Source organism: Brenneria sp. g21c3 (genome assembly GCF_040240345.1).
GTDB lineage: Bacteria > Pseudomonadota > Gammaproteobacteria > Enterobacterales > Enterobacteriaceae > Brenneria.
Window position 1 is genome coordinate 131,708 of the sequence record NZ_JBEIAB010000011.1, and the last position, 11,067, is coordinate 142,774.

Here is an 11,067-nt window from a genome sequence, read left to right on the forward strand (position 1 = left end):
ATCAGAACCTGCGCCTTTTTTCACGGATTAATGCGGCACCTGCAATCCATTATGCAGGCCGCGCGTAAAGACGACTTGCCATAACTGAATATTCCTGGCGCGGAATGCGCCGGCGCAGGCATTAAGATAATAAACGAACATTCTTTTGAAGCGGTCGGAATAATTATCTTTTATCTGGGGCCACGCCGCGAGAAAACGCGCATGCCAGGCCATCAATGTTTTATCGTAATCGGGGCCGAAGTTATGCCAATCCTCCATAACGAAATGATCTTCACTGGCGCCGGCAATCTGTTTTACTGAGGGAAGACATCCGTTGGGAAAAATATATTTATTAATCCACGGGTCGACATTATGCGCCGTTTTATTAGAGCCGATGGTGTGGAGCAGGAAAATGCCGTCCTGCTTCAGACAACGGTCAACCACGTTAAAATACGCGTCGTAATTTTTCGGGCCGACGTGCTCAAACATACCGACGGATACGATACGGTCATACTGTTGCTGAAGGTCGCGGTAATCCTGTAGCAAAATATGAATATCCAGATCTTTGTAGCGTTCTTCCGTAAAGGCTTTCTGCTCGGCGGAAATGGTTACGCCATGCACGGTTACGCCATAGTGCCGCGCCGCGTAGGCCGACAGTCCGCCCCAGCCGCAGCCGATATCCAGCAGCATCATGCCCGGCTTGAGTTGCAGCTTCTTACAGATCATATCGAGTTTATCGCGCTGGGCGGCATGCAGATTATCGGCCTGCTTCCAATAGCCGCAGGAGTACTGCATGTAGGGATCAAGCATGCGGCAGAACAGGTCGTTGCCTAAATCATAGTGCTCTTTTCCCACAATCCAGGCGCGTTTTTTAGACTGGAGATTGCTGAGGCGAGCGACGGCGATGCGCAGGATATCGTTAATTCGGGAAGGCATTTTTTCATCGAGATGGGCGCGGAGTATACGGTCAAAGAACATATCCAGCCGGGCGCAATCCCACCAGCCGTCCATATAGCTTTCCCCCAGCCCAATCGACCCTTGTTGTAATACCCGTTTGAAAAACTGCGGATTTTTAACCTGAATGTCCCAGGGTTCGGCGCCATCAATGGTGATGCCGGCCTGACTGAGCATATCTTCTGCAATACGCTGCCATTCGCTTTTATCACTACAGCCATCGGCCGCACATATATTACTCATAATATCTTCCAATCCCTGTTCTTTCGTGGAGCCTCAAGTAACGGTGATTTATTATCAGGCAAATCAAACCGACCGCTGTTATCATAAAAGGACAATTTCTGTTGATTACCGGCCACTCTATGTCACGCATGTCCCGATTAACCCTCAATGAGGACGCGGTGAGTCAGCTTGTCGCGGTACCTGAACGGCAGGCATTGCCGCGCTCCGTTTATTTCCGCACCTGCCGGCTGGAAAAGGGCGTGCTGGTCAGACAGCATCAGCACCCGTTTATCGAGTTTCTGTACGCGTACGAAGGCGGCATGTGGGTGGAGATTGAAGGGAAAACGCTGATTGTGCCGACGTTCTACGGCATATGGATCCCGGCGAATGTGCCGCACCGTATTCTGACCACCAGCGATGTATTGTTGGAGAGCCTGTACATCGAACAGGATTGCGTGGCAATCCATCCCAGCAGTTGCCGAGTGGTGCTAATCAGCAGCTTTATCAGGGAGTTCATCCATTATGCGACGGAACATGTACCCGAGCAGTATGACAGCAGCGGGGATGACGGCATGCTGGTGAATGTCCTGATCGCGCAGATTCAGAAATTGCCGGACGCGGGTTTTTCCGTGCCGTGGCCGACTTCGCCGACCTTGATGCGAGTATGCCGGGAATTTCAGGAAACGCCGGATGAGGACCACAGCATTGATAATTGGGCGGCCAAAACCGGCATGTCGGTACGCACCTTTTCGCGTCGCTTCAAAAAAGAGACGGGGCTGGCCTTCAGCGAGTGGAAAAAACGTATGCGCCTGCTGGAGTCCGTTATCATGCTGAAAAATAACCGCAGCGTAACCCAGGTGGCGCTGGATCTTGGCTACGCCGGCACCTCGTCTTTCTCTAATGCGTTCAGGAAAATGTTCGGCGTGCCGCCGACCCGTTATTAGGTAACCCGCCTTGCCGATGACCTGATACCCGGGTTGCGCCACGCGGATATCGCTGTTCCTTCCCTGGCCGCCTTGCCGCAACCCGAATGACTCAGGCTATATCCCTTCAGACCGCTCAATGCATTGCTATCAGCAACGGGAAGAGAAAAGGGGTCACCAGCGAGGTAATAATCCCGCATATGACCAGCGCAAGAGAACTGAACGCCCCTTCTTCGTAATCCAATTCGGCGCAGCGCGCGGTTCCCAATGCGTGAGAGGCGGAACCCATCGCCAGGCCGCGAGATGCCTTGGTGTGGATGTGCATCGCATTCAGAATGATATGCCCGAAGACCGCCCCCAGGATGCCGACGAAGATCACGCAAACGGCGCTGATGGCGGGAATACCGCCGATACTCCCGCCGACGGCCATGGCGATCGGCGTGGTGACGGATTTCGGCATAATGGACGCCGCGATAGCGGGCGTCGCGCCCAACTGCAACGCGATCAACGTACCGGAGATCATCGCCACCACGCTGCCGAGGAAACAGATGCTGATAATGGATTTCCAGCGCATCCTGATCTGATGCAACTGCTCATACAGCGGGTAGGCCAGCGCCACCACGGCGGGCTGCAACAGGCTGTTGAGTATCTCGCTCCCCTGAAAATAACGCGGGTAAGGCATATGCGTCAGGCTCAATAAAACAATCAGTATGACCATCGAAATCAGTAATGGATTGAATAACGGATTATTCAGCCGCATCGCCACCCAACGCACCAGAAAAAAGACGAGCAGCGTTGCCGGCAGCGACCACCAGATATCATTAAGCATGCTTGATTCCCTTCTTTTCTTGCGCGTCATTAAGCGATGTTTTCTCTCTGTGCAGCGCGTGTGAACACCAACTGACCGTTATGAGCACGATAAGCGTGCTGGCGGCGCACGAAATGACCACCGGCGCGAACTGCGCCCGCAATAAATCAAAGTACTGCATGACGCCTACGCCGATGGGCACAAACAGCAAAGCCATATAGCGGATCAATAAATGACACCCTGGTTTTACCCATCCTGGGGGAATGATTTGTAAAGACAAAAGCGCGAACAGGATTAGCATGCCGATAATGCTGCCCGGCAGGGTTATCGGCAGCAGTACCGCAATACCCATCCCGAGATATAAGCAAGCATAAATCAGCAAAAAGGCCCGCGCCTGATGCCAGATACCGGTGATAAAAGGATGCATGACGTTTTTCTGCCAAAAGATAATGTGTTTTGAGGCGAACTGTCGGCAATCCCAGGAATAACTCCCGGCGATCTCCCTGCAACCGCCTCGGATAGGTTTTCAGATCGGTGCAATCGGTTTTGCATCACGCCGCGCGAACATCTCTGTCCTTGAACCAGAACTCATTATCAACCAATTGATATGGCTCTTTTTATTAAATGGAGACATTTTTTGTTTATTTGAGGACAAGTTGATTGCTGGGGGAGGGAATGCGTTTCTTGTGTGAGGCGGTTAAAGGCGCTGCGCTATTGCTACATCGTGAGCAGAGGCGTTGTTTTCTGCCCACGTTGGGTCAACAGATAGTCCACCCCACCCAACATGGCGTTTCCTGATGATTCTCGCACCTGAAAGGAAACTGACATGCTGAGCAGAGATGAACCAGTAAGCCGTCATACCTGAGTTTTCAGCGTACGAACGTACGCTGCGTGAAGTTTGGGGCGGCAGACATCGACAAATTCTCGCGAAAGCGGCCTTATTTCGACAATCTATTGAGCCAGATTCGGCAACTGTTCCCTGGCGTAGCGGAACGAGCGGAAAATGCTGTTCATGGTGCTCCCGCCGTAATAGCGGAATAAAGACTCCGGTATCGATTTGTCGCGGTTGTTGAACAGGAACTCGGAAAAATAGGGATTGACGTATTCCCATACCACTTCCCTGGCGGGCGTTACCTCGAAAATCCGACCGTTCAGGCCTTCGGTGATCAAGGTATTGCCATTGGGCAGGCGCTGAGCGCCAGAAATAAAGGCACTGTAAAAGTTATAGGCTGGCGTATCCTGATATTCCCAGACGATGTCTTTAGTCTTTCGGTCAACCTCGATGACGCGGGAATAGGTATGGGAATCATGCAAGCGTTGTGTGCCATTGTCGAAAATCAGGAAATTGCCGTTTTCCAGCTCCACCGGGGCATGCTGTTGCGAAACCACATCGTGGCCCAAGTCCCAGATGATCTTCCCGGATTGTCGGTCAACCACCACGACATGGCTTATGCCCCGAAAACTCAGCAGCAGGTTGCCGTCACGCAGTTCGAATAGGCTGTTAGCATGCGGCCAATGATGCGGATCCTCCGAGGCATGTACTGGGAAATCCTTTAATTGGTCGAAATGCTGCCAGGCGTGCCACTCCCACACCACTTCGCCATTGGCGTCGAGTTCGACGATCTTGTCGTTCCAGACATTATCCTGGGCGATTTGTCCCTTGATCTTGCTTGCCACCTCGGCCGGCGTTTGCTCGATGCTTAACAGATAGGTGTTCCCGTTGTGCGCCCGGCGGGAATCGTGATGATGGTCCGGATTGTGATATTCCCAAACTATGTTGCCGTCCCAGTCGACTTCCAGGATGACGCCGGCTTTGTACAAGGGCCAATGGTCGAAGCGGACATCGCCCGGTTCGATCGGCGTCCAGCCATTGAAATAGAGATTGCCGTTGGGAAGAAGCTCGGCGTAATAGGGCGAGTAGGGCAGTTTCCACTGGTGGACAACCTGGCCATTTAGGTCGATCAAATAGACGATGCCGTCGCCGGATAAGGTGGTAAACAAGGTGTAGCCGGGATAGGCTTTGTCGGCGTTTAGCGCAGTCAAGCCGGTGCCGCGGCGGATTTGAGTTTGCTGCTCTGGAATGGCTGGTAGGCTCATTTAGTGTGGCTCCTGATCTAAAAAATTTAAGCGAATGGATGACTTTGTTGCCATGGCGTCCATCGGTACGCTGGAAAAGTCAGTGAATAAATGCGCGTTTCCTTAGCACGGCGCGCCGGGTAACAAGGTGATTCGACTTCGATTAGATATTGGCCATATTCGCTTCTCTCTATTGGTTTTTGGGGCAGCTTCAATTGATGGTGTTGAAGCCATTTTTAGCGTCCGTACTTTTCAGTAGGCGATGGAACGACGCCTTTTCAGATGCATCTCATCGACGGCCTTCCCAATGAACTACGCGCCGGCCGACATAAACCAGGATGCGATCGGATATAAACCCGACCATGCCGATCACGATAATTCCGCAAAAAACATAAGCGGTACGGAAGAAATTTGCCGCATCGAGCACGATGAACCCGAGACCACGGTCTGCTCCCAGTAATTCCGAGGCAACGAGAATCGACAATGCTGTACCCAGCGCGACGCGCAATCCGGTCATGATTTGCGGAAGCGCCGATGGAAACACCACGAATCGAAAAATTTGATAGCGGCTGGCTCCGCAGGTTTGCGCGGCTCGGATCGCGTCAGCCTGACAGCTTCTTGTCCCTGCCTGAGCGCTCACCATCATGACCAGGAATACGGAAACGAAAATCAGCAGTACTTTCGACAATTCACCGATACCGAACCACAGAATGAACAGGGGAATGAGACCGAGCGGTGGGATCGGCCGCAGCATCTCGCCCGGAACCAGAAAGATCGCATCGACGTTGCCGATCCGTCCGCGCAGCATACCGATGGCAATGCCTGATACCGACCCGAGCAGGAATGCTATTCCCACCCTGCTTAGGCTTGCCAGCACATGATCGAAAAGGCTCACGCCGGAATAGCCATTGATCAACATGTCGGAGAAGCTGGTTGCAACTTCAGCGGGGGTAGGCAATAGGATCGGGCGCACCCAGCCAAATTTCGAAACGACCAGCCACAAAATGAAAATCAACAACGGCGAAGCAATCGCGAGCATCCAGTATTGTGGTCTCGATTTGATATTTTCCAGGGATTTCAACATATTCTCCTTGCCGGCTTCACGACGCCTCTGCCCGCATGGCGCGATATATCTTTTCACGGACCGACAAAAATTCCGGGTGCAGCCTGTTTTCCGCGGAACCGCGCGGCTCAGGCAGATCAACCACAAATTCGTCGAATGCGCCCAGTTGTCCTTTGCGCATCAGGAATACCCGATCCGAGATGAAAACGGCCTCATCGATACTGTGCGTGATGAAGATGATCGTGCATTGGGTTTCCGTCTTGATACGCACGATCTCTTCTTGCAGCGTTTCGCGTGTTTGCACGTCGACCGCGGCAAATGGCTCGTCCATCAGCATCACGCTGGGGTTGGCGGCCAATACCCTGGCCAGTCCGCAACGCTGTCGCATGCCGCCGGACAATTGATACGGGAAGTGTTTTTCAAATCCCTGCAAGCCAACCAGCGCTACCATTTTTGTGGCGACCGCTAATTGTTCCTGCTTGCTCTTCCCGCCGCACCGCAGACTAAATGCGATATTGTCCTCAATATTCATCCAGTCAAATAACGCATAGGACTGGAAGACTACGCCCCGATCAGGACCCGGTCCGGTAATTTCGTGGTCGTTCACCTGCGCCAGACCGCTGCCAGGCCGCAGGAAACCCGCGATGATATTGAGCAGCGTCGTCTTCCCGCATCCCGATGGCCCCAGTATGGTGATAATCTCTCCGCGCTTGACTGAAAAGCTTAAGTTTTTCAATACGTCGCGGCCGTCATATGCAAACCCGACCTGTTCGAGCCGTAAAATCGGCCCGGCAGTTTGCACAACATCTTCCGGATATGGCTTAAGCGACTGTGGAAAGCTTGCTTGGGAAACAGACATGCCCATATGTGACCTCTTCGCCTTGGATCTTCAATTGCAATGCGGATGCATAGCGATTGCACTAACCTGCGACACAGGGAAACACAGTTGAACGCAACGGACGCGCTGATCGGAGGCCATCTTTACTGGCTTTTTTCCGATGCAATGACTTTCTGTATAGGCCCGGTGTTGAATAGCGACGCCCAGTCTTTCGGCGTTTCCTTGATACGTTGTTCCGAGACGAGGAAGGCGCCGATACTCTGCAAGTGCTTCATTAATCTCGAATCAAGTTCTTTACCAGGCGCGCCCATAAAGTCAGCCGTTAACACTTTTTCGAAACTGGGATTTTCCACCGACTGGCGTTCAATGAGCGCGTCAAATTCCTCGGGTGTTTGGCCAATTCTCTTGGCCTCGTATTGGCGCACTGCCTTGGGGTTAACGACATAATCATGTTGTGCTTGCCGCCATGCGCGCAGAAAGGCTTGCAATACTTCAGCATTATTACGGCTTAAATCCTGTTGCCCGACCCAGACGCCGCCAGTAATCATGCCTAGCGAGCGTGTCGTGGCTATCGGAAGCGCGCCTGCCTTTTCTATGATTCCGACATTCGGTTCCCAGGTGACAGCGGCATCGATCTGACCGGCTATATATGCCGGAGGCATATTCGCTGGGGTTAGATTTACAATTGTTACGTCAGACTGTTTCAGACCTGCCTGGGCAAGGACTTTCAACAAATGATAATGGCTTGAAGATCCGACTGATATGCCAACCTTCTTGCCTTTAAGGTCGCCGATATTTTTAATTCCAGCCTTTGGATTTCCCACCACACGTATATTGGTGTAGTCGATCCGTTCCATCATTAAAATTTCGATCGGCATGCCATTCGAATATCCGGTGATGCTTGGGAATTCACCCATCCACGCTAAATCAATCTCCTTGGATGCCAGTGCAGGAAGCATTGCCGGGCCGGCGGGGAATGGAATCAATTTAACGTCGATTTGCTGCTTTTCAAATAGGCCGGCGTTTATCGCATAGGTTAGCAACACATTCACTTCGCCAGTTTGATAGCCGACGCGTAACTGTTTATTCTGGGCGAATGCGGGTGTCGTAAAGAGTGAAAACAAGGTCAAAAAAATGAGAAGAATGCGCATCAAGGTATTCTTTTTAATAGGGGTAATAAATAGCACGGTCGGTTGAATTACCGCATGCCGCAAGTTCGCTTTCACACTCATGAAAAATTCGATGAGCAAGTCGTTTACTGCGAGATGGTCATGGCTTCCACGGGATTTCATGATGTTTTTCCTGAGTAAAGTTGTTATAACAGGATGTGATCAAATGAACACGCATCGGTCCGCTCCGAGGGGCTATAGAGAGTCTATAGATATAGCCAAAGTGCTGGCATCCAGTGCGAGCACGTCCGCATCCAGCGAATTATCTGCGGGTTGATAACTTGTCATGGGATCTTTATAAACGTATAATTTGTACTAAACATGTAATAACATGTTGTGGACTTTACTCGCCGTGACCTGAAAGACTAAATAATTATTTCGTCTTTACTTATTTGTCGGGCAAATAAAACTGGCGATATTCTTCTTTCAATTTCCTGGGTGATAACGACATGCTTTCAAATGACAAAGATGCAACCAGTCCTTTGCACTTACGCGTGCGCGAAGCGCTGACTGCTCGCATCTCAGATGGCCGCTATCAAGCCGGCGAGCGATTGCCTTCAGAACACATGCTGTGCAAGATGTTCGATGTAAGCCGCATTACCGTGCGCAAGGCGCTGGCCGACTTGGATCGCGTAGGCGCCATTGAGCGGATTCATGGGAAGGGGACTTTTGTGGCTCGTCCCAAAGCATTCCAGGTCGTTACGCCACTCCAGGGATTTTCTGAGGCAATGACGCCACTAGGCCATGAAGTCCGCAACCAGCTCCGTGGGTTTCGCTATTTCTCAGCCACACCTGATCTGGCTAACCGGCTTCGACTGGAATCAGACGCACAGGTAGCCGAGGTAAGTCGTATTCGTTTTCTTGATGATCAGCCGATCTCATTTGAGGTCACTTATGTCGCGGCTGCTTTGGGGCGTCAACTCGCCAGCGCTGACTTAGTCACGCGCGATCTGTTTGATATCTTCGAAACCGACCTGGGGCGTGCGCCAGGACACGCACAGATTGCCATTGATGCGTCAATTGCAGACGCTAATCTAGCCGACATACTTGTCGTGCCTGTAGGCGCGCCATTGCTTAATGTCGAACGGCATGTATTCGATAAGAAGGGCGAGCCGCTGGCCTTAGAACGGTTATTGTTGCGATCGGATAGGTTTCAATATCGGCTGCGCATCGACCGGCTAAGCAATGCTGTGGCATAACAAGTCGTCCAGCCGAACGCCGAGCGGTTATTTTGTGGCTTGCCGCCTTGAACCCTGGCTTGATTCACGGCGTCCAGCCGAATTTTTTGATCCTAATATCGCGACACTTTTGCCGGACCATGTTTCTACTGCGAAACGGGCTGGCAGCTACCGTTAATGGCCTTCTGGTATAGCTATCGAGGCGCTGAAGCAGTTCGGGAGTTATATAGCGGGAAAAATGAATGGCTATCTGATTTAACCCAAAAGTCCCCCGAGGCGACTTTTTTTCCGCGAAGGTGAGGGCCGGACTCGAATATTTATTAATGCTTGATGATTTAAAATAATAAATTGCTTTATTGACAGCCATATTGACTCCAATGTGAGTTATACAATGCCGTTTGGACACTCTTTACGGAAAATCTGAGGGGCGTTGTCGCCTAAATAAGCAGCCGAGGGTTTGTCATTTCTACTAAGTATTTTTTAAATGCTGAATACCTGTCGCTTTAAATATAGTACTCCTCAATATCTGTAGTTATCATTACACCGATGTACTATGGCATTGTGATTTCAGGCCATGTATTATCGTCTTATTATTCGATTACATTATGGATGTTTCTGTTATGCTCACATCTGACGCACGTTATCAGCTTTTAGCCATGTATAGCGCCCAACATCTACGCGCTGTCGCTAACAGAGTCATTGCTCGTGCTGAACTACCCCCGCTGAATTTTTCCGCACTGCTCTGGCGGAGAATGTGGGTATCGCCAATCCCGCCTGTTTTACAGTCAGGGGCGGCCAATGAATTTTTACAAGCAAATGGATGTCCCTATCCACGACCTTATGGCCTTGAGTCTTGGATCACCCCCGGCAATAAAAGCATTCTTGACACCCACTCTTCCGATAAACTTATATATCTAGCCAATTTTATTGAAAAGGACTGGCATCTTGGTCGGCAAATGCCGATATGGAGAAAACATCCTACGAACAGGCTCAATGGCTATGCATATAATATTATTCAGATTCTCATGCATGATAAAATTTCGGACGATTATCCAGCAGAATACTATGTTACATTCCAATACGACCTATTAAGTAAAACATTAAAAAGCAAAAGGCTTAATAATTGGATTGATACATACCAAAAAAATTCAAAAGACCCATTTGTTGTTGCCTCAATGGAATTGACACGTATATCGAATATGAGGTCAATATTTTTATGGCGAATTACACTTGAGACAGTACAGGGGCTATATACTTGCTTTGCCGTGGAGGCAACGCCGAGAGATTCATATTTAAGTTATGCTCATCCTGTTAGACAAAAGCGGGCTCATTCGTTTATAGGTTATATTTGAAGTTTTAGTCTGTTGCGTGTTAAAAGGAAAGCGAAATTACATTGTAGTGGTCAACAAAAACTGGCCACCGCGTTAGAGTTTTTCCAGTATCGGTTTTCCGATTCGTTTGGTGGTAACCCACCATTATATTCGTGCGGTCTTAGTGCACTGTAATATCCAACGATATAGTCCGTTATGGCGTGAGCTGCATCGCTGAAGCTTACGTAACCCGTCACCGGCACCCATTCGTTCTTCAGACTCCTGAAGAAGCGCTCCATTGGGCTGTTATCCCAGCAGTTTCCGCGCCGGCTCATACTCTGTCTGATCCTGTATCGCCACAGTAACTGCCGGAACTGCCTACTTGTATAATGACTACCCTAGTCGCTGTGGAACATCACCCCGACGGACTTACCGCGAGCTTCCCATGCCATTTCCAGCGCTTTCATGGTGAGTCTGCTGTCCGGCGAGAACGACATTGCCCAACCCACTGGTTTTCTTGCGAACAGGTCGAGAACAACGGCGAGGT

General features: G+C 50.6%; 10 protein-coding genes and 1 pseudogene. 3 read left to right on the top strand and 8 right to left on the bottom strand.

Translation table 11 applies throughout. The features are described from left to right. Nucleotides 1–27 precede the first annotated feature (27 nt). Nucleotides 28–1,176, bottom strand: coding sequence for a cyclopropane fatty acyl phospholipid synthase (gene cfa, locus ABRZ28_RS16445; protein WP_330520924.1), 1,149 nt, complete (start codon nucleotides 1,174–1,176; stop codon nucleotides 28–30). A gap of 158 nt (nucleotides 1,177–1,334) precedes the next feature. On the opposite strand from cfa, the gene ABRZ28_RS16450 reads away from it, so the two are divergent. Further along, nucleotides 1,335–2,099, top strand: a complete 765-nt coding sequence (locus tag ABRZ28_RS16450) for a helix-turn-helix domain-containing protein (protein ID WP_319605226.1) — start codon at nucleotides 1,335–1,337, stop codon at nucleotides 2,097–2,099. 115 nt (nucleotides 2,100–2,214) lie between these two features. Here ABRZ28_RS16450 and ABRZ28_RS16455 read toward each other — a convergent pair whose 3' ends face one another. The 6 genes from ABRZ28_RS16455 to ABRZ28_RS16480 form a co-directional block, all read right to left on the bottom strand. Further along, nucleotides 2,215–2,907 (bottom strand): CidB/LrgB family autolysis modulator, encoded by a 693-nt coding sequence (locus ABRZ28_RS16455; protein ID WP_319605227.1) that lies wholly within the window; start codon nucleotides 2,905–2,907, stop codon nucleotides 2,215–2,217. Continuing rightward, nucleotides 2,900–3,313 (bottom strand): CidA/LrgA family protein, encoded by a 414-nt coding sequence (locus ABRZ28_RS16460; RefSeq protein WP_319605228.1) that lies wholly within the window; start codon nucleotides 3,311–3,313, stop codon nucleotides 2,900–2,902. Before ABRZ28_RS16460 ends, ABRZ28_RS16455 begins: the two co-directional genes overlap by 8 nt. 524 nt (nucleotides 3,314–3,837) lie before the next feature. Next, nucleotides 3,838–4,983, bottom strand: a complete 1,146-nt coding sequence (locus ABRZ28_RS16465) for an aryl-sulfate sulfotransferase (protein WP_330520925.1) — start codon at nucleotides 4,981–4,983, stop codon at nucleotides 3,838–3,840. Between the two features lie 268 nt (nucleotides 4,984–5,251). Then, nucleotides 5,252–6,046, bottom strand: coding sequence for an ABC transporter permease (locus tag ABRZ28_RS16470; protein ID WP_330520926.1), 795 nt, complete (start codon nucleotides 6,044–6,046; stop codon nucleotides 5,252–5,254). Nucleotides 6,047–6,062: 16 nt separating this feature from the next. Beyond that, a complete protein-coding gene (locus ABRZ28_RS16475; protein WP_330520927.1) occupies nucleotides 6,063–6,827 on the bottom strand; it encodes an ABC transporter ATP-binding protein in 765 nt (254 codons plus the stop codon). Nucleotides 6,828–7,006: 179 nt separating this feature from the next. Next, nucleotides 7,007–8,155: a taurine ABC transporter substrate-binding protein gene (locus tag ABRZ28_RS16480; RefSeq protein WP_330520929.1), complete on the bottom strand. Its 1,149-nt coding sequence runs from the start codon at nucleotides 8,153–8,155 to the stop codon at nucleotides 7,007–7,009. A gap of 326 nt (nucleotides 8,156–8,481) precedes the next feature. Here ABRZ28_RS16480 and ABRZ28_RS16485 point away from each other — a divergent pair, with 326 nt between their 5' ends. Next, nucleotides 8,482–9,231, top strand: coding sequence for a GntR family transcriptional regulator (locus tag ABRZ28_RS16485; RefSeq protein WP_330520930.1), 750 nt, complete (start codon nucleotides 8,482–8,484; stop codon nucleotides 9,229–9,231). A gap of 599 nt (nucleotides 9,232–9,830) precedes the next feature. After that, nucleotides 9,831–10,562, top strand: coding sequence for a hypothetical protein (locus tag ABRZ28_RS16490; protein ID WP_330520931.1), 732 nt, complete (start codon nucleotides 9,831–9,833; stop codon nucleotides 10,560–10,562). Nucleotides 10,563–10,612: 50 nt separating this feature from the next. Here ABRZ28_RS16490 and ABRZ28_RS16495 read toward each other — a convergent pair. Next, nucleotides 10,613–11,067 (bottom strand): annotated as a pseudogene (locus ABRZ28_RS16495) (IS3 family transposase); the annotation flags it as partial.

Excerpts from the sequence above, each read along its gene's own strand:
- cfa (WP_330520924.1), bottom strand. The coding sequence starts at position 1,176 with ATGAGTAATATATGTGCGGCCGATGGCTGTAGTGATAAAAGCGAATGG.
- ABRZ28_RS16455 (WP_319605227.1), bottom strand. The coding sequence starts at position 2,907 with ATGCTTAATGATATCTGGTGGTCGCTGCCGGCAACGCTGCTCGTCTTT.
- ABRZ28_RS16460 (WP_319605228.1), bottom strand. The coding sequence starts at position 3,313 with ATGCATCCTTTTATCACCGGTATCTGGCATCAGGCGCGGGCCTTTTTG.
- ABRZ28_RS16465 (WP_330520925.1), bottom strand. The coding sequence starts at position 4,983 with ATGAGCCTACCAGCCATTCCAGAGCAGCAAACTCAAATCCGCCGCGGC.
- ABRZ28_RS16470 (WP_330520926.1), bottom strand. The coding sequence starts at position 6,046 with ATGTTGAAATCCCTGGAAAATATCAAATCGAGACCACAATACTGGATG.
- ABRZ28_RS16480 (WP_330520929.1), bottom strand. The coding sequence starts at position 8,155 with ATGAAATCCCGTGGAAGCCATGACCATCTCGCAGTAAACGACTTGCTC.
- ABRZ28_RS16485 (WP_330520930.1), top strand. The coding sequence starts at position 8,482 with ATGCTTTCAAATGACAAAGATGCAACCAGTCCTTTGCACTTACGCGTG.
- ABRZ28_RS16490 (WP_330520931.1), top strand. The coding sequence starts at position 9,831 with ATGCTCACATCTGACGCACGTTATCAGCTTTTAGCCATGTATAGCGCC.